20 protein-coding genes are annotated in these 18,116 nt (G+C 64.8%); 7 read left to right on the top strand and 13 right to left on the bottom strand.

What is annotated here, in order from left to right; translation table 11 throughout:
• Positions 1–81 precede the first annotated feature (81 nt).
• The 3 genes from LR961_RS12245 to LR961_RS12235 all read right to left on the bottom strand — a co-directional run bounded on the left by LR961_RS12245 (position 82) and on the right by LR961_RS12235 (position 4,344).
• On the bottom strand, positions 82–1,752 hold the full coding sequence (locus LR961_RS12245) for a phosphoethanolamine--lipid A transferase (RefSeq protein WP_232151140.1): 1,671 nt from the start codon (positions 1,750–1,752) through the stop codon (positions 82–84).
• The gene (locus LR961_RS12240; RefSeq protein WP_332311035.1) at positions 1,749–2,525 is read right to left on the bottom strand and encodes a phosphatase PAP2 family protein; all 777 of its coding nucleotides are present in this window, start codon (positions 2,523–2,525) and stop codon (positions 1,749–1,751) included. Before LR961_RS12240 ends, LR961_RS12245 begins: the two co-directional genes overlap by 4 nt.
• Before the next feature lie 181 nt (positions 2,526–2,706).
• On the bottom strand, positions 2,707–4,344 hold the full coding sequence (locus tag LR961_RS12235; protein WP_232151138.1) for a glycosyltransferase family 39 protein: 1,638 nt from the start codon (positions 4,342–4,344) through the stop codon (positions 2,707–2,709).
• 250 nt (positions 4,345–4,594) lie between these two features.
• On the opposite strand from LR961_RS12235, the gene LR961_RS12230 reads away from it, so the two are divergent.
• Entirely contained in the window at positions 4,595–5,290 is a 696-nt protein-coding gene (locus LR961_RS12230) for a response regulator transcription factor (RefSeq protein WP_232149572.1), read from the top strand.
• On the top strand, positions 5,287–6,573 hold the full coding sequence (locus LR961_RS12225) for a HAMP domain-containing sensor histidine kinase (RefSeq protein ID WP_232149571.1): 1,287 nt from the start codon (positions 5,287–5,289) through the stop codon (positions 6,571–6,573). The genes LR961_RS12230 and LR961_RS12225 overlap by 4 nt, the downstream gene beginning before the upstream one ends.
• Positions 6,574–6,747: 174 nt before the next feature.
• Here the strand turns inward: LR961_RS12225 and LR961_RS12220 are convergent, their stop codons facing one another.
• The 5 genes from LR961_RS12220 to LR961_RS12200 are packed head-to-tail and all read right to left on the bottom strand — an operon-like array spanning position 6,748 to position 9,752.
• Positions 6,748–7,239 (bottom strand): hypothetical protein, encoded by a 492-nt coding sequence (locus LR961_RS12220; RefSeq protein ID WP_232149570.1) that lies wholly within the window; start codon positions 7,237–7,239, stop codon positions 6,748–6,750.
• Positions 7,240–7,293: 54 nt separating this feature from the next.
• Complete coding sequence (minE, locus tag LR961_RS12215; RefSeq protein ID WP_057634586.1) at positions 7,294–7,551, bottom strand: cell division topological specificity factor MinE; 258 nt, start codon at positions 7,549–7,551, stop codon at positions 7,294–7,296.
• Positions 7,552–7,553: 2 nt separating this feature from the next.
• Entirely contained in the window at positions 7,554–8,363 is an 810-nt protein-coding gene (gene minD / locus LR961_RS12210; RefSeq protein ID WP_232149569.1) for a septum site-determining protein MinD, read from the bottom strand.
• Positions 8,364–8,395: 32 nt separating this feature from the next.
• The gene (gene minC / locus LR961_RS12205) at positions 8,396–9,160 is read right to left on the bottom strand and encodes a septum site-determining protein MinC (protein ID WP_232149568.1); all 765 of its coding nucleotides are present in this window, start codon (positions 9,158–9,160) and stop codon (positions 8,396–8,398) included.
• 1 nt (position 9,161) lies between these two features.
• Entirely contained in the window at positions 9,162–9,752 is a 591-nt protein-coding gene (locus LR961_RS12200) for a GNAT family N-acetyltransferase (protein ID WP_232149567.1), read from the bottom strand.
• A 151-nt stretch (positions 9,753–9,903) separates the two neighbouring features.
• Here LR961_RS12200 and LR961_RS12195 point away from each other — a divergent pair, with 151 nt between their 5' ends.
• From LR961_RS12195 to LR961_RS12175, 5 genes are all read left to right on the top strand, one after another.
• Positions 9,904–11,103, top strand: a complete 1,200-nt coding sequence (locus LR961_RS12195) for a sensor histidine kinase (RefSeq protein WP_232149562.1) — start codon at positions 9,904–9,906, stop codon at positions 11,101–11,103.
• Positions 11,103–11,744, top strand: coding sequence for a response regulator transcription factor (locus LR961_RS12190; RefSeq protein ID WP_232149561.1), 642 nt, complete (start codon positions 11,103–11,105; stop codon positions 11,742–11,744). The genes LR961_RS12195 and LR961_RS12190 overlap by 1 nt, the downstream gene beginning before the upstream one ends.
• 315 nt (positions 11,745–12,059) lie before the next feature.
• Positions 12,060–13,196: an SRPBCC family protein gene (locus LR961_RS12185; protein WP_232149560.1), complete on the top strand. Its 1,137-nt coding sequence runs from the start codon at positions 12,060–12,062 to the stop codon at positions 13,194–13,196.
• Between the two features lie 105 nt (positions 13,197–13,301).
• Positions 13,302–13,673: a DUF423 domain-containing protein gene (locus tag LR961_RS12180; protein WP_232149558.1), complete on the top strand. Its 372-nt coding sequence runs from the start codon at positions 13,302–13,304 to the stop codon at positions 13,671–13,673.
• A gap of 4 nt (positions 13,674–13,677) precedes the next feature.
• A complete protein-coding gene (locus LR961_RS12175) occupies positions 13,678–14,352 on the top strand; it encodes a DNA-3-methyladenine glycosylase (protein ID WP_232149556.1) in 675 nt (224 codons plus the stop codon).
• A gap of 14 nt (positions 14,353–14,366) precedes the next feature.
• On the opposite strand, the gene LR961_RS12170 is transcribed toward LR961_RS12175, so the two are convergent.
• The 5 genes from LR961_RS12170 to LR961_RS12150 form a co-directional block, all read right to left on the bottom strand.
• Positions 14,367–14,687, bottom strand: coding sequence for a hypothetical protein (locus LR961_RS12170; RefSeq protein ID WP_232149555.1), 321 nt, complete (start codon positions 14,685–14,687; stop codon positions 14,367–14,369).
• A 119-nt stretch (positions 14,688–14,806) separates the two neighbouring features.
• Positions 14,807–15,316, bottom strand: a complete 510-nt coding sequence (locus LR961_RS12165) for a hypothetical protein (RefSeq protein ID WP_232149554.1) — start codon at positions 15,314–15,316, stop codon at positions 14,807–14,809.
• Positions 15,317–15,427: 111 nt separating this feature from the next.
• Positions 15,428–16,240 carry a M15 family metallopeptidase gene (locus LR961_RS12160; protein ID WP_232149553.1) on the bottom strand — a complete coding sequence of 271 codons (813 nt, stop codon included), beginning with the start codon at positions 16,238–16,240 and terminating at the stop codon, positions 15,428–15,430.
• A 9-nt stretch (positions 16,241–16,249) separates the two neighbouring features.
• The gene (locus LR961_RS12155; RefSeq protein WP_232149552.1) at positions 16,250–16,819 is read right to left on the bottom strand and encodes a PH domain-containing protein; all 570 of its coding nucleotides are present in this window, start codon (positions 16,817–16,819) and stop codon (positions 16,250–16,252) included.
• Positions 16,816–18,114 carry an alpha/beta fold hydrolase gene (locus LR961_RS12150; RefSeq protein WP_232149551.1) on the bottom strand — a complete coding sequence of 433 codons (1,299 nt, stop codon included), beginning with the start codon at positions 18,112–18,114 and terminating at the stop codon, positions 16,816–16,818. The genes LR961_RS12155 and LR961_RS12150 overlap by 4 nt, the downstream gene beginning before the upstream one ends.
• Between the last annotated feature and the right edge of the window lie 2 nt (positions 18,115–18,116).

Genomic DNA, 18,116 nt, shown 5'->3' with positions numbered 1-18,116 from the left:
ATGGTCCCGATACCGGAAATCCCGTAATTGCATTGGCCGCGACGGCCGGATACTGCGATGGCTTCGCGGCCGAGGCCGCTCCTACGTGGGTGTTCCTGGGCTGTCGCAGCCGGCGAACAGGTCGCGGCTGCGGTCATAGACCGAGGTGCGCACCTGCATCAGGCCCAGGACGGAGGGGAAGAGGTTGTCGTGGTCGGCATGCTGGCCGGCGCGCTGGCGCAGGCATTGCAGGTCCAGGCCGCGGTCGGTGGCAAAACCGGGCGAGAACCACATCAGCATCGGCACGCGGGTCTGCTCCTCCGGTGCGATGGCGTAGGGCATGCCGTGCAGGTACAGGCCCTTTTCGCCCAGTGACTCGCCGTGATCGGAGAGATAGATCATCGCCGTGTCGTAGTCCTCCATGCCGCGCAGCGCGGCGATGGTGCGGCTGAGGAAGTGGTCCGTATAGCGGATGGCGTTGTCGTAGCTGTTGACGATCTGCTCACGGTCGCATTTGCCCAGGTCGGGCGTGTCACAGGTCGGTGCGAACTGACGGAACTGCTCCGGGTAGCGTTCGTAGTAGCTCGGCCCGTGATTGCCCAGCTGATGCAGCACGACCACACGATCTCCCGGCTTGGCGCGCACCTGCGTGGCAAGGTCGTTGATCAGGATCTCGTCCATGCAGCGGCCATCGGCACATAGTCCAGGTTGCGTGGCATCGCCCAGGCGCTCAATCGGCAGCCCGTCACATACGCCCTTGCAGCCGGATTGATTGTCACGCCACAAGGTGCTGATGCCGGCGTTTTCCAGCACATGCAGGAGCGATTGGTGGGAGCGGATGCTGTCCTCGTCGTAGTTGTGGCGTCCAAATGGCGAAAACATGCACGGTAGGGAAACTTCCGTACTCGTGCCGCACGCATGCATGTCGGGGAAGTTGATCGCGCCAGTTTGTGCCAGTTCCGGGGTGGTCTGACGGGCGTAGCCGTTCAACCCCCAGTTCTGCGCGCGCACGGTTTCGCCGACCACCAGCACCAGCAGGCGCGGCTTGCTGGTGGGCGCGCGCGGGGTAGCTTTGGCATCAGTGCCGATAGGCAGCTTCGGTTGCTTCCTGATAGGGCTGGAACTGGCCAGATTCTGCTTGAGCGCGACGAGGTAGTTGACCGGTGTTGCCAGGTAGCGCACCTCGCGATGATTGCGCATCAACGCGGATACGTTCTGGAACGAAGCCATCGCACCTGCGCCGCCAACGGCTACCACGCCGAGCAGAAGCAATACACGCCACAGCAGGGCACGACCACGGCTGCGCTTGCGGATGCGTGAACGCCATAGCAGCAGCGTTGGCAGTACGCCGTATCCAAGCAGCGGCAGGATCAATGCCGACGTCATCAGTTCGCTGGATTCCTTGCGGTCGGTGGCCAGCACGTTGCGTAGCATGTCCGCGTCCAGATAGACGTTGTAGCTGTCCATGTAATGCACCGCGAACGCGGTGGTGAAGAACAGCGTTGTCAGCAGTACCTTCGCATTCCAGCGCCATACCAGCAGGCCCAGCAGCAGTGCATGTGCGCTCATCAACAGGGCGAACAGCGAGATGGCGAACAGGGCATCGCCGGGACTGGTGGCCATCGCGCTGCGCCAGAAGAGCGTGTTGCATGCCAGCGCGAAGAACGTGCTGGTCAACAGGATCAACGCTTCGGTGCTGATCTCGGGGCGCCAGTTGCGCAGATTGGTCCAGGTGGTTTCCGGTAGGCGGAATCGGGAGACGACGGTGTTCATGCCGCGTCCCCGTTGCTGGTCTTCTGGCGGTACGTTGTCGGGGCGATCGAGCTTGTCGGGTCGAACAGCCATGCATACAGCAGCGTCGCGACGGCCCAGCTGATCGCCAGCGCCCACAGGTCATGGGACAGAAAATGCGCCCCGCGCAGCTGCTGTGCGATGCCGAACGTGGCGCCGACGGTCAATGCACCGATCAATGCAGGCCAGCGCCATTGCGGGCGTACCTGCAGCATGAAGAAGTACAACGCCACCCAGGCATAACCGGCGCTGGCATGGCCGGCGGGGAAGCAGGCGGCATGGCCAAGCGATGTCGGCCGCACCTGCAGCAAGCCGATGAAGGGACGCAGTCCGCCGTAGCGTTCCAGGTCCCACGGGCAATCCATGCCGGTCCAACTTTTCAGCAGGGAAACCACGCCGGTGGACAGCGCCACCGCCAGCAGCAGGTAGAGCAGCGGTTTGCGCAGTGGACGCAAGCGCGCGTTGAAGCAGGTGCGGATCAGCCCCAGGATCACCAGCAGCGCGGCGAGCGTGCTGAGGTTTCTGCCGCCCTTGTGCAGCAGATGGCTGGTCCACCAGGCATCACGCAGTGCCCATTGGCTGCCCTGCAAACGATAGAGCTGGTCGGCAATCCATTGATCGCCACCGCCCGCCATCAGCACTACGCTGGCAATGGCAAGGACGGCGGAAGGAATCAGCAGCGTCCGGTTGATGAAACCCAGGCGCGTACTCGGCAAGGGCGCGGAGAGCAGGTGAGCGGGAGTGGATCGGGGCATGGAACACGCGGGCCATCAGGGTTGATGGCGGCATGCTGTTGCCGCATCTGTCGGAGTGCGGTCGGAGTTGTGTCGGATTTATGTTGGAGCGCGTGCGTCGGTTCAAGTTGTGGTGCACGTTGTTGCACGCGAGATTGGCTGCCCGCCAGGTGTCTGTCGGGCAGCCAGCGCCCCAGGTGCCTTAGTCGCTGTTGTCCTCGACCGCGGCATTGCCGCTGGGGACCACGCCGTGGGTACGCGCGATGCAGGCCGCGTCCAATGCGGTGCCCGGCACCAGCTGCCAGTTGTTGCGGTTGGCGCTACCGATGTTGATGACCGCATCCGGTTTGGCGCAGGGCGTCATTGCCGCATCCAACACAAACAACCAGCGCCGTTCCGGCGCTTCGGCAGCCCAACGGGCGGCGTCTTCCCATTGCTCGCCGACAGGCCGCTTGAAGCCGAAATCCCTGGCCTGCGGATGGGTCTGCAACAGGTTCTGCTCGCGCCAGGCCACCATGCCCAGTTCGGCATCCGGACCAATGCGATCACGTACCTTGTCCATCACCAGTGACGCCGAGCTGTAAGGGTCCAGCGCCGGCATCGCACCCAACCCGTACATCGACCACAGCAGCACCGTGGTCAACACCACGGCCAAGCCGGCGCGGCGCAGGCGCAACACGATGGCAAGCACCAGCGTCGCGGCACCAAAGCCGATCAGCCACCACCCCACCTGCGGCAACACCCACGGGTCGATGGCGCGCTTGAGCGCATTGCGCTGTGCCCAACCGTCGCCATGTACCGCGCCGTAGCCCACCACCAATGTCGCAACCGCCAGCACCAGCACATACGACAGCAACACCCAGCGCACGCCGGTCCGTCGCAGCAGGCCGGGCAACAAGGGCGCTGCCGCGACCGCCAGGGCAGGCAACATCGGCAGGATGTAGACCTCTCGCTTGCCGGGGCTGGCACTGAAGAACAGCAGCACCAGAAGTGACCAGCCCAGCAGCAGGAGGTAGCGCGGGTCCGCGCGGCGGCACCGGCGCCACCACGCCGGCACCAGCCAGGGCAGCAGCAGGCTGCCTGGCAGCCACAGGGTGGCAATCACCTGGGCGTAGTACCAGAACGGCTGATGGTGGTGCCACGCATTGGTGTAGCGGGTGCCGGTCTGCTTGAACAGCAGCTCATGGGCGTAGGCGTGCAGCCCAGGGTCCGGATTCTTCAACAGGGCGATGCCCAGCGGCCCCAGCCATACCGCCGTGCCGGCGATGAAGGCCGGCACCAACAACCACCAGCGCCAGCTGCGCCCCGGGCCAGTCGCATCGGGATGGCGCCAGCGCCATGCAAGCCATGGCAGCAGCATCAACAACGGCAGGAAGCCGACGCCCTTGGTCACAGTGCCCACGCCGGCGGCGAAGGCCGCCAAGGCCAGTGCGCCCCAGTTCGGCCCCAGCAGCAGATGTCGGACCAGGCCCCAGAGCGCCAACGTGGTCATTGCCATCAGGACCATGTCGATCTGCGCACGCTTGGCCATCAGCCCGAACTGGATGCAGACGTACAGGCCCAGTACCGCGTAGCGGGCGACCCGGGGATTCCACAACCGCCGTGCCATGTCCCAGGTCAGCCACAGCGTCAGCAGCGCGGCCAGCAATGACGGAACCAGGAAAGACAGGTTCCAGTCGCCCAGCAGCTTGTAGGTGCCTGCCTGGATCCACATGAAAGTGGGCGGCTTTTCCGCGTACAGCTCACTGCCGCGGTGGGGCAGCAGCCACTGCCCGGTTTCGATCATGTGCCGCGCGGCCAGAACGAAGCGGGGTTCGTCCGGCGGCTGCGGCGAGCGCATGCCGAGCCCGGCCAGCAGGCTGGCGACCACCAGCGCGATGACGATGGCGAACCACAGGGAGGTCGAAGCGGGGCGGGACTTGAGCGGACGCACGAGTGGCTCGTTGGATGGGGTGGCCGGATGATGACGGCTCCGGCGTTGGAAGCGCGTCAGAATCATTGTCGCCGGTTTCGACGATATTCCGACGGACACCCCGCTAGGATGTCGGCCTGGCCACCGGCGCGCGGGGGCTCTGCAAGGACTCGCCTGCATGCGGCTGCTGGTCATCGAAGACAATCGCAACCTGGTCGCCAACCTGTTCGACTATTTCGAGGCGCGCGGGCATGTGCTCGATGTGGCCCCGGATGGCATCACCGGCCTGCACCTGGCCAGTACCCAGAGCTACGACGCGGTCCTGCTGGACTGGATGCTGCCGCGCATGGAAGGCCCGGAGGTCCTGCGCCGGTTGCGCGAGGAGCAGCGTTCCGAGGTGCCGGTGATCATGCTCACTGCCCGCGACGAGCTGCCGGACAAGATCACCGGCTTCCGCGCCGGCGCCGACGACTATCTGACCAAGCCCTTTGCCTTGCCGGAACTTGAGGTCCGCCTCGAGGCGGTGCTGGCCCGCATCAAGGGGCGCAATCCGCGCAAGCTGCTGGAAGTCCACGACCTGAGTCTGGATCTGGGCACGCTGGAAGCGCAGCGGGCAGGGCAGGTGCTTCATCTGTACCCGGCCTGCCGCAAGTTGTTGGAGCTGTTGATGCGCGCCAGTCCCGCGGCGGTCACGCGTGACCAGCTGGAGTACGCGCTGTGGGGCGATGAGCCGCCCGATGGCGACATGCTCCGTTCGCATATCTACGAGCTGCGCCGCGCCGTCGATGGTCCCTTCGAACAGAAGCTGCTGCATACGCTGCCGCGCGTGGGTTATCGGTTGTCGGCACCGGCCAGGGCCGACAGCGCGCCATGAGCCGGCCAACACTTCGACGCAAGTTGCTGGGCTGGCTGGCCGCCTATCTGGCATTGATCACGCTGGCCGTGTTCGGCGTGGCGAACTACGTGCATGAGCATGCCGAACATGCAGTCTGGCGCTCGTTGTTGAACACCGAGCTGGACAGCATCCTGGCGCACATGCGTGTGGACCGGGATTACCGCTGGCAGGATTCGGACACGCTGTTTTTCTTTGGTGGCGATCCGCACAAGCCCTTGCCCGGATCATTGGCCGAGCTGAAACCCGGGCTGCACGATGGCGCCTTGCTGGAAGGGCGCAAGAGCGCGGCGATGGTGCGTGATACCTCGGATTTCGGGCGCGTGGTGCTGGTGCTGGACATCACCGACTTCGCCGAACTGGAGCACTTCGCCACGCGCTGGGCGATGCTCGCGGGCATCGCACTGGTGCTGGTGACGCTGCTGATGGCCTGGGTCGGCATGAGCCGGCTGGTGCGGCCGCTGTCGACGCTGGCACATGACATCGCCGCGCTGCGGCCGGAGCTGCGCGGGCAGGAGGTGAAGATCGATCCGCGTGCCAGTGCCGAGCTTGAGGTCATCGCCGGTTCGGTCAACGACTATCTGCGTCGCAACGAGCATTTCGTTGAACGCGAGCGCGTCTTCATCAGCACCGCCAGCCACGAACTGCGCACACCGATCGCGGTGATCAGTGGTGCGGCGGAACTGGCCCTGGAACAACCGGAGCTGCCGGTGAAGGCACGGCAGCAGCTGCAGCGCGTGCGCAGCACGGCGGCCAGCGTCGAACAGTTGGTGCAGTTGCTGCTGGTGCTGGCCCGCGATCCGGCCAAGCTGACGGCGATGAGCGAGTTGGTGGCGCTGGAGCAGCTGCTGCCCGAGATCGTCGAGGACCACCGCTACCTTGCCAATGGCAAGGAGCTGGAACTGGCGCTGGTGCAGCTCGATGCCTGCCGCATCCTGGCGCCGCTGGGCGTGGTACAGGCTGCGGTCGGCAACCTGCTGCGCAACGCCATTGAGAACAGCGACCGTGGCGTGATCCGGCTGTCGCTGTCGGCGCGTGCGGTGGTGACCATTGAGGACCCAGGGCACGGCATGAGCCCGGAGGAAGTGGCGCAGGTGTACGCACGGATGGCCAAGGGCGAACGCAGCATGCGTTCGGGGATCGGGCTGGAACTGATCGCGCGGCTGTGCGATCACCTGGGCTGGACCCTGCACATCCATTCGCAGCCCGAACGCGGTACGCGCGTCACGCTGGATCTGGGTGCATCGTTGCCAGCGGGCTCCTGAAGCAGGCGGCGTCTTCTGGAGCGATATCAGGAGCGGGCTGGCAAGGGTTCAAGTATTGCCGCTTCCGGTATTGCAGGCCGCGTGATTGAAGGTTGTTAACGGGGCCGAATCCGGGCAGATCAGCAAGGCTGCTGACGGCTGCAGGGGGAGGGAGCTGCGCACCATCGCCGCCGGTTACACGGTTGGTAACAACGCACGCTCGATCAGCCAGTGCTTCGCATCCTCTGCATCCTGCTCGAACCAGGCCTTTGTGGAGCCGAGCCGATACGTGTAGCCCCACGCATCCATGTCGGCCATCAGGCGCTCGCTGCCGACGCCGCGTAGCTGGCCGGCCAGCACGATCTGCAGGTAGCAGGTGGCGTCTTCCTCCGGCACCGAATCGGTGGCGTCGGTATGCACCTGGGCGCGACGTTCGGGCGGCAGCACGATCAGGTGGCAGGACTCATGCAGCATTGAGTGCACCGGCGTGTCATCGCGCACGTAGACATCATTGGCGATGATGCCGGCCTCCGGTTCGCCCCAGTAGCTGCCGGGAATCTTCTCGCCAGCGGCAACATGGTTCAGGCGCAGGTCGTGGCGGGCGAGCAGGGCGACGGCGTCGTCCCAGTGGATATCGCCGACGCACATGACGTTGGCGGAGTGCTCGGGGGTAGTCAGTTCTGGCATGGCTTCAAAACCACCGGGGCCGCTGTTGGGCGGCCCCGGAAGGGTGTTGCGGTATCAGGCCTGCGGGCCTTCGGGCAGGGCCACGGAAATATCGAGCACGTCGTGCTCGCCATCCTTGACCAGGTCCACCTTCACCGCATCGGCGTCGATGTTGACGTATTTCTTGATCACTTCCAGCAGCTCGCGCTGCAGCAGCGGCAGGTAATCCGGGCCGCCACGATGGCTGCGTTCCTGCGCGATGATGATCTGCAGGCGGTTCTTGGCGGTTTCGGCGGTGGTCTTCTTGGCTTTGAGGAAATCAAAAAGTCCCATGCTCACCCTCCGAACAACTTGGTGAAGAAGCCCTTCTTCTCAACCGACGTGAAGCGCATCGGGCGCTCTTCGCCAAGGATGCGGGCAACCGCATCATCGTAGGCCTGGCCGGCCGGGGATTCGGCATCAAGGATGACCGGCTCGCCCTTGTTGGAGGCATTGAGCACATCGCCGGATTCGGGGATCACGCCGATGGCCTTCAGGCCCAGCACTTCCTCCACGTCGGTGATGCTGAGCATCTCGCCGCTTTCCACGCGCGACGGGCTGTAACGGGTGAGCAGCAGGAACGCCGGCACACTCTTGCCGGCTTCGGCATTGGCGGTCTTGGAGTCGAGCAGGCCGATGATGCGGTCCGAGTCGCGGACCGAGGACACTTCCGGGTTGACCACGACAACGGCGCGATCGGCGAAGTACATCGACAGGAACGCGCCCTTCTCGATGCCGGCCGGGGAGTCGCAGATGATGTAGTCGAAGCCGTCGGCAGCCAGGTCCTTGAGTACCTTCTCCACGCCTTCCTTGTTCAGTGCGTCCTTGTCGCGGGTCTGCGAGGCGGCCAGCACGTACAGGTTGTCAAAGCGCTTGTCCTTGATCAGGGCCTGCTTCAGCGTGGCTTCGCCGTGGACGACATTGACGAAGTCGTACACCACGCGGCGCTCGCAGCCCATGATCAGGTCCAGGTTGCGCAGGCCGACGTCGAAGTCGATGACGGCAACCTTCTTGCCGCGGCGTGCAATACCACACGCGATGCTGGCGCTGGAAGTGGTCTTGCCCACGCCACCTTTGCCGGAAGTGACTACGATGATTTCAGCCAAAGGATTTCTCCTGAATGTTCGGGTGGGCTGCGTCAGTCCTGCGCAGCGATCATGATCTGGTCCTGTTCCAGCCAGACCTGCACGGCCTTGCCGCGCAGGTTGTCGGGAATATCGTCCAGTACCTTGTAACGTCCTGCAATGGCGACCAGTTCAGCGTGAAAATCGCGGCAGAAGATGCGCGCGTTTTCGTTGCCCTGGGCGCCGGCCAATGCGCGGCCCCGCAGCGTACCGTAGATGTGGATGCTGCCGTCGGCGATCACTTCGGCGCCGGCGCCCACTGTTGCAAGTACGGTCAGGTCGCAGTTCTCTGCATACAACTGCTGGCCCGAGCGCACCGTGCTGCGCTGCATGCGGCCGGGTTGCGGCGCTGCGGCTGTCGTCGATGTTGGCGCAGGGGCGGCGGCTGCCGGTTTGGGCGCGGCGGCGCGTGGCGGCGGGGTGGGTTCGGGCTCGCTGCGTTCGTACTGGGCGCGGAACTTGGCCAGCAGTGGCAGGCCCAGCTGTTCGGCCAGTCGTTCGGTTTCCTGCGTGCCGTAGGCCAGGGCAACCGGCAGTACGCCGGCTTCACGCAGGCCATTGAGCAGTTCCTGTGCGGTGGCCAGATCCGGGAGTTGGCTCAAGCCGCCGAAATCCAGGATCACCGCGGCGCGACCAAACAGCTTGGGCGCACGCACTACGCGTTCGTGCATTTCCTGGGTGAGTCGCGCCACATCGAGGGTGCGGATGCGCAGGTTGGCAATGCCGACCTGCCCGATTTTCAGTTCACCAGCCTGTTCGTAATCCAGATTCACTGCCATCTCAAGTTCCCGTCGGCCGCTGTTGCAGGGGCCGGCGTGTGTTGCCCACCCAAGGAACGTCGGGCAGGTTGTCGCCATAGGTTTCCTTCACCCATTCATAGCTGCACAGGTCCTTGAGCAGCATGCTGGCCCGCACATCAACGGCGGGCATGGTGTTTTGGCCTACTTCGCGGAAGCCGAAGCTGCCATGGAACAACAGCGCGGCATCGGCGCCGTGGTCCAGGAATACCTCGCAGGCCATCTGCGGATAGCGCAGCTCGGCGTAGCTCTGGGCGTCGGCGTAGAACGCACGGCCGACACCGCCGCCACGACGGCGGCTGGCCACCACGATGCGGTCAATATAGAAAAAGCTGGGGCAACGCTGCTGGAACCAGGCGAAATTGCAGCTGTCGTGGGTACTGTCGCTGCCGTAGCCGACCAGGAAGCCGGCCATGTTGCCGTCGCGCTCGGCCACCCGGAAATATTCGGCTGTTTCGTAGAAACGGCGGACCTTGGCCGCATCCAGCGGCAGGATGGCCAGGCCGGCGTTGTTGTTCAGTGCCAGGACGGAATCGAGCTCGTGCTCGCGCACGTCGCGGATGACAATCGACATTGTGACTCCGTGGGGGTGAAACGGTGGGTCTGTGCGGCTGCGCCAGCGATTATTGCATGGGGTTGCGGGCCGGGCGAGCGTCGGCCGTGCCCATCGGAGGCATGACTTCCGTGGGAGAGCGCTGAGCGCCCGCGATCCTTACCATGCAGGGATGTTGGGATACCTCAGCCACACCCGCGTTCTCCGCCTGGCCGGCCTGTTCACCTGGGCCCTGGTCAGCTTGCCGTTGATCTACACCCAGTACGCGCCGGAGGAGGGCATGATCCAGCCCGGAGCCGGCGAGGCGGTGTGGCTGTTTGCGGCCTACCTGGCTTTCGGCGGCTGCTACTTCTGGCTGACCCGGGGGCTGAATGCGGCCGGCCACACCGGCTGGTACGACCGGGCTGCGCTGCTGGTGCTGACGGTATCGGCGCTGGTGGTCAGCTATATCTCCGGCACCGGCCTGGGCAGCATCCTGATGATGGTCGCGGCCGGGGTGATCCCGTGGCTGCTGAGCAAACGGGTCGGCGTGGTCTGGCTGGTGCTCAGTCAGCTGGCGGTGCTGCCGGTGTACAGCCTGATCATCGGCCTGCCGCTGTTCGAGGCGCTGCTGCAGTCCTTGCTGTACGGCGGCTTCTCGATGTTCGTATTCGTGACCAGCCTGGTCGCGCGCCAGCAGACCCAGGCCCGGGAGGAACAGCGCCGGCTCAATGCCGAGCTGCGCGCTACGCGGCTGTTGCTGGCCGAAAGTGCCCGGGTCAACGAGCGCACCCGCATTTCCCGTGAACTGCACGATCTGCTGGGCCATCACCTGACCGCGCTGAGCCTGAACCTGGAAGTGGCCGGGCACATCACCGAGGGCCAGGCGCAGGAGCATGTCCGCCAGGCGCATACGCTGGCCAAGTTGCTGCTGACCGACGTGCGCGAGGCGGTCAGCCAGCTGCGCGAGAGCGGCGCCATCGACCTGGCCGCGGCGCTGCGGCCGTTGACCGAGCGGGTGCCGTCGCTGGCGATCCACTTGGACATCGAGGACCCGCTGAACGTGGATGACCCGGAGCGGGCCCATGTGCTGCTGCGCTGCACCCAGGAAATCATCACCAACGCCGTGCGCCACGCGGGTGCGCGTAACCTCTGGGTGAAGGTGGAACGGCAGGCCGGCCAGATCATCATCGAGGCACATGATGACGGTATCGGCGGCGATGTTGATGAGATCATGCCGGGAAATGGCTTGCGCGGCATGCGTGAGCGGTTGGCCCAGTACGGTGGCGGGCTGGACATTGCCGCGCGTCGCGGCGCCGGTTTTCGGCTGCGAGCCAGTCTGCCGGTGGTAACCAATATGATGCTGGCCTCCGGGCCCCAAGGAGTTGAATGATGATCCGTGTCTGTCTGGTTGACGACCAAACCCTGGTACGGCAGGGCATCCGTTCACTGCTGGCGCTGGATGACAGCATCGAAGTAGTGGCCGAGGCGACCGATGGCCGGCAGGCGGTGGAGGTGATTCCCACGGTCAAGCCGGACGTTGTGCTGATGGATATGCGCATGCCGGTGATGTCCGGCCTGGAGGCACTGCAGACCCTGAGCCGCCTGGGCCAGTTGCCGCCCTCCATCATCCTGACCACCTTTGACGACGACCAGCTGGTGCTGGCCGGCCTGAAGGCCGGTGCCAAGGGTTACCTGCTCAAGGATGTGACGCTGGAGCAGCTGGTCGGCGCGATCCGCACCGTCGCCGACGGTGGCTCGCTGGTGCAGCCGGCGGTGACCCAGCGGCTGCTGTCCGGGCTGGAGCACATGCGCAACGAGTTCGTCAGCCTGGACCGCCCGGACCCGCTGACCGACCGCGAAACCGAGATCCTGCGGCTGATGGCCAGCGGCTTCTCGAACAAGGAGATCGCCAACTCATTGGGCGTGGCCGAGGGCACGATCAAGAACCACGTGTCCAACATCCTCTCCAAGCTTGGGGTGCGCGACCGTACCCGTGCGGTGCTCAAGGCCTTCGAGCTGCAACTGGTCTGAGGCTTCAGCCCCGGAGCCGGGCCTGTCGCGGTGCTGTTGTCGGTCGCTTGGCAAAAAGACCGTACATAGTGCTGGTGCTGGCCGGGGCTCTGGGGTGAGAATGTGTCCGAAATGCGCGCCATGTGGCCCGTGCCATCGCCTGAAAGTGCGTTGGGTTGCGGGTTGATGCGTTACCCTTCAACCAGACGATGGGACCCGCAGTCTGGCAAGGGAAACCGGTGCGCCATTTGTGATCAACAACACGCGAAAAGCCTGATAGGATGGGGGCTTCGCTTCAATCAACCCGGCCGTGGGATCGGCCCCGGAGACTCCTGAATGACCCGTATTATCGAGTTCCTGATTGCCTTGGGGATCGTGGCTGGCCTGTTCGTCATCATTGGCGTATGCCTGCCGGGCGAGCGCCATATTTCCGAAAGCATCGAAACCAACCGCAAGATGACGATCGTGTATGACACGGTCAACAGCCTGCGCCGCTTCAAGGATTGGAACCCGCTGGTCCTGCGCGACAAGAGCGTGGAACTGAAGCTCAGCGGTCCGGACGCCGGCAAGGGCGCCCGCCTGGATTACAACTCCAGTGCGCTGGGTCAGGGCAGCTGGGAAATCACCGAGAGCGAGAAGAACAAGCGCGTGGTGATTGCCGTTGATGACCAGACGCGTGGTCACGACAAGGTCACCACCTTCACCCTTGAGCCGACTGGCAAGAACGACCGCAACGTCAAGATCACCCAGGACTACAGCGTCAAGTACGGTTTCGACCTGTTCGGTCGTTACGCCGGCCTGTACGTGAGCCGTCACGTGGGTGATGACGTCAAGCTGGGCCTGGAGCGCATGGCTAACATGCTGGCTTCGGTGCCGAACGTTGACTACCGCGCCGCGGAAGCTCCGCTGACCGATCTGAAGCTGGTGGACATGCCGGCCCAGGACCTGCTGGTCATCAATGCCGGCAACATCGACCGCAACAACGACACCATTCGTTCGTCCATCGAAAGCAACCAGGAATGGATCAAGCGTGCGATGGAAGCCAATGGTCTTGAAGCCGCCGGTCCGGTGCGCATCGTGACCACCGACTTCGGTGCCGAGAAGTACGCGTTCGACGTGGTGCAGCCGGTGCGCAAGCGCAGCGGTGCCGCTCCGGCCGCTGAAGGCGACAAGAAGGAAGGCGAGGCCGCTCCGGCCGCTGCTGCTCCGGTTGCCGCTGCTGATGGCGCGTTGAATGTGAAGATTCCGTCGGGCAACCCGGTCACCTACGTCCACGCTGCTCCGCACAAGTCGGCCTTCGCGTCGTACAGCGGTCACATGGCCGGTCTGGATATTGCCCGCAACGCACTGCGTGCGTGGGCAACCACCAACGGCTACGAAGTGGTTGATCGTCCGTACGAATCGTGGAAGGGCGGTGTGGCCAAGGGCTTCACCACCGAGGGTTCCTACGACGTGTACTGGGCAGTCAAGTAACAATTGCCTGGTTGTTACTGATGTAGTGATCACCGAAAACGCGCCGCTCTCAGCGGCGCGTTTTTTTTGGGCCACCGGAAGTGGCCCGCAGAGGAGGGACGGGACATGTTTCTGCAGGAACGACGTGGGCGTAAACCATCTTTTCTCGCCTTCTGCGGTGGCTTGCTGGCGGCAGTGGCGATTGGACTGTCGGCTTACGCCTCGCACGGAGTTGCCGAGCCATTGGCACAGTCGCATCTGAACACCGCAGCGCTGTATGCCTTCGGCCATGGCGCGGTGCTGGTGGCGCTGGGGGCCAGTTCGATCAGCATGTTCGGGCGGGTTGCCTTGTACGTTCTGCTGGTCGGGACGTTGCTGTTCTCCGGCAGCCTGATTGGCAATGTGCTGATGAAGTGGCCGACCACGCTCGCTCCGGCCGGAGGAATCACTCTGATGGTGGGCTGGGTGCTGCTGGCGCTCAGCGCGGTCAGGCGCTGAGCCCATGCCGCGCTTCCAGCGGGGGTTCGACATCGAGCAGGCGCAGGCGTACCTGGCACGTGCGGATCGGCGTCTGGCCACCTGGATGCGGCGCCTGGGGCCATTGCCGGCACCGGAAGGCTGGCGCAAGTCGTTCGATCCGGTGGATGCATTGGCGCGCGCCATCCTGTTTCAGCAGTTGAGTGGCAAGGCTGCTTCCACGATCGTCGGGCGGGTGGAAGTGGCGATCGGCAGTCAGCGCCTGCACGCCGATACGCTGGCGCGGATCGACGATGCCGGGCTGCGCGTGTGTGGCGTTTCCGGCAACAAGGCGTTGGCGTTGCGTGACCTGGCCCGGCGTGAAGCGGCCGGTGAATTGCCCACGTTGCGGCAGATGTCGGTGATGGGCCACGAAGACATCATCAACGCGCTGGTGCCGGTGCGCGGCATTGGCCGCTGGACGGTGGAGATGATGTTGATGTTCCGGCTTGGCAGGCCGGACATCCTCCCGATTGATGACCTGGGCATCCGCAAGGGTGCGCAGCGGGTGGATGGCCTGGAGCAGATGCTCACGCCCAGGGCGCTGGCCGAGCGTGGCGAGCGCTGGGGGCCGTATCGCACCTACGCCAGTTTGTATCTGTGGCGGATTGCCGATTTCAGTGCCGACGCCAAGGTAAAGACCAACCGTTCGCAGGATTGAGCCGCGGGCGCGCTTCAGTCCCTGCGATGGCTGCGGAACACCGCCAGCGTGCCCGTAACCAGGATCAGCAGGAGCAGCAGCGGGACAAGCAGTGCGTATGCGGGCAATGGTGAGAACAGCCAGACGACCAACATGGCGTGCAGCTCCGCATACACCAGCAGCACGCAGGCGCTGATGCGGCTGCGGCGGTAGCTGCCGTAGGCCAGCGCGAAGTACAGCACGGCGTTCAACAGCGTGATCAGCAGGGTGGTGGGCCTGGAGATGGCCTCCAACTGCCAGGCCCACAGGCCCGCCGCAAGTTGCAGGGTGCCCAGCAGGACGCCGGTTGCGGCCATCAGCAGTACGGCCCGAGCAGGTGGTTGGCGCGGAGCAGGCGGATGGGGCGCGGACGCGCGATAGGGGTTGTCGCCGATGTTTTCGCTCGCGCATTGCTGCGCGGCATGATCATGCGCGTTCAGGGATTTTCAGCCGGGCCGGGGTGCGGCTTGAACAGCGGGTTGTCGGCAAGCGACGCGCGCGGTGCGGGTGGGTTCTGTCGCCAGTTCCGGAGAAAGCGGTGGTAGCGGTACGTGGCTGTCATCGCGCGGAAGTAGAAGAACAGGAACACCAGCCCGAACACCAGGCCCGTGGGTTGGCCGGTTGTCATCACGACCAGGATCTTGGACAGGGCGAAGTACAGAAACATGATGGTCGCAGCGGTGCGGCTGCGCTTGTGGATACCAAACGCAAGTGCGGCGATCAGCGCCACATCGATCATGTTCCAACCGCTGAAAACGGCGTTCTCGCTGCGCGACTGCGAAACCACCGCGGCCAGCGTTGCCAGCAGGGTCAGCGCGCCGGAAACGCAGGCGGTGATCCAGCCGTGGCGTATGGGTGCGCTGATGGTTTCGGGAATGTCGCGTTCGGCAGGTGCTGCGGGTGCAACTGAAACGGCGGGGCTCTGGTAGGGGTTGTGTCCGTTCACGGCTTGGCTGTCCTTAAGCTCGGCATGAGAAAACGGCCTGCCTCATTGGAGGCGGGCCGTTGCGCGGTAGTGGATTCCCGTTGCCGAGATTAGGCCGGCATCGAGCCGGCGTCAAAAGCTCCCGGCGGGCCGCCAGCACCAATGCCAGGGCTCGTAGACGATGCCGTGCGGGTTGTCGCGCGGGTAGCTCATGTGGAAGTGGAAATCGCCCGCACGCCGTTGCAGCCAGTCGAAGGCTGCGGTGTGTTCGAAGGACTCTTCGGCCGGTGGTTCGCCGGGTGTGCTGATGTCCAGTGCGTTGCCGCCGTGGTGCTCGCTGTAGCCGGGTGCTGCATTGACCGTGAGGATGTCGGCAACGCTCAGGCCGCGCGCGCGCTTCCGTTCAAAAATGCCCAGTTGATAGTCATGGCTGCGGTAGCCGGATATCGCATCCAGCGCGATGTCGTCGATGGCAGCGGCATGCTGCATGCGCTGCCAGCTGCGCGCCGCGTTGCCGGTCAGCCACAGCGGGCGGCGGTAGCGGTCGAAACCTGCCAGTTGCAGGTGCGCCGGTTCGGCGACCAGGGGCAGGCCGGTTTGCTCGGAGTACTCGCTGCTGTCCAGGCCGAGCTGGTCCAGCCGTTGCTGCAACTGTGCCAGCGGTAGTTCACCGTTGGGCGGCGGCATGCGCGATGGCTGCGACAGGTGAGCGTCCAGCAGGTTCAGTGCCAGCTCGATGCCGGGCTCTTCCGGCAGCCGGGTAATCAGCGGCATCAGTCCGCGTGGCAGCTGCACGGCAAGATAGCGGCCGTCGCTCTTGCGTCGCAGCACGTGGCTTGCACGTGCCAGCAACCGGGCGTCGTGATTGCTGCGCGCACGCAGCAGGCCGCCGGGCCATATCTCGATGTCCGGCGTGTTCAGCAGATGGTGCGGGGCGTTGCGCATGGAAGCAGCTTAGGCCCGTGGAGGCGTTGCGGCCAGCCGGCGCAGTTCATCCAGCAGGTCACGTGGCCGTTCCGGGCTGATCAGAACCGCGGTGCCATCGCGTAATGGCAGCACCAGCACGCGGCTGTTGTCGGTGACCAGGCAGAAGCACTTGCTGCCATCGTCCATGCGGAAGTGGCCAGAGCGGAAGCCGGGCAACTGGAAGCCGTTGCGTTTGGTGACGGGAGCGAAGTCCGGATACTCGTCGAAACTCACCACGCGTGCGCGATCCAGCAACAGCGTGTCCAAGGGAATGTCTTTACGGTAGACCGTGCTGACAATGTCCAGGCGGCTGCGATCCAGGGTGATGCCGCGGCGGCGATAGAGCAGGCTCAGGCCGATCGCCAGCAGCGGCAGCACGACCAGCGCCCCCCAGGAGTCGAAGTCGGCATGGACCGGCGGCTTGCCTGCAAACACGGCGATCAGCGGGTCGATGCTCAGCAACAGCAGCAGCGGGCCCCACAGCCACCACAAGGTGCCTGTCGATCCTGTGGCCACCTTGATGGCCTTGGGATAGGTCGTGCCCGCCGTGGTCTTCATCCCTGTGCCTTGATCCAATTGGCGATGTCGTCGAGCAGGCCGACATCGACATGGCCCGGGCGTTGGTACTCCTCCAGCGAGGCCTTGCCTTCGCCTGCGATGCCGAGGTGGTTCAACGCTGGGTAGTGCTTGAACGTATAGCGATCGCCGTGCAGGCCCTGCTTCCAGAGTTGCCATTCGGCATCAACTACCTGGAAGTCCCGGCCGCCCTGCAGCAGCAGTGCCGGCAGGTTGCTTGCACGGACATCTGCCACAGGGTCGATCTGTTCCAGTTGCTGCCAGAAACGGCCGGGCAGGTTGATCAGGGTTGCCTGGGGATCGTTGCGGACCTTGCCGATGGCCGTTTCCAGCGCATCGAGCTGGAGCTGGTCTTCGGCGCTGATGCTGCCGTCCAGGCCCAGCATGTAATGGTTCTGCTCAAGCAGGATGTCGAGGATGGGGCGCACCGGCGCGGCCATCAGTACCAGTCCGGCAACCTTGCCGTTGCTGGCGGCGGCGATGCGCCCGGCGAGCATTCCGCCCTGGCTGTGGCCCAGCACGTAGATGCGCTTCGGATCGATGCTGGCATTGCCGGCCAGTGCGCTGACGGCGGCAACGGCGTCGTTGCTGGTTTCGTCATCGATGCTGAAATCGCCGGTGAAATCCTGCGGTCGCGCATGGGTGCGCTTCTCATAGCGCAGCACCGCGATGCCCTGCGCGGCAAGGCCGCGCGCGATGTCCAGGAACGGGCGATTGGGGCCGACGGTTTCATCGCGATCCTGCGGGCCGGAGCCATGTACCAGCACCAGCGCAGGGAACGGACTCGAGCCCTTGGGCAGGGCCAGTGTGCCGGGCAGGCCGCTGTTGAAGCGGCCGTTGGCTGGAACATCGAAGTCCTGTTCGATGATGCTGGCGTCGGCGGCTGGTGCCGCAGCTGGCGCTGCGGGTGCGGGCTGTATCAGGAAGCCGGCAATCTGGTCGTTGCTGTCCAGCACGATGCGTGCCTGCAACCGTCCGTTGGCGTAGTCCAGCGGAATGACGACGATCCGATAGCCGCCCTCCGTGCTGCTGCTGGCGTCGCCTCGCTTGCCGGCCGCGCCCATCTGCGCCGGCAGTGATTCCCACACCGCCTTGAGCTTGTCGGCCGGAACGGCCGCCTTCATCTGCGGCGAGAACAGGGCTTCGGCGGCGACGTACTGACCGGCATCGAGGTGGTCCAGCAGGCGTGTGGCCAGCGCGGCGGGCGCATCGGCAGCAACCGCACCTGCCGACACCATCAACATCAGCGTAGCCACCCATCCCGTCAGTCGCTTCATCG

Source organism: Stenotrophomonas sp. SY1 (genome assembly GCF_021202945.1).
Taxonomy (GTDB): Bacteria; Pseudomonadota; Gammaproteobacteria; order Xanthomonadales; family Xanthomonadaceae; genus Stenotrophomonas.
The sequence above is the reverse complement of the archived record's forward strand: the minus strand, read 5'-3'. Positions and strand labels throughout refer to the sequence as shown.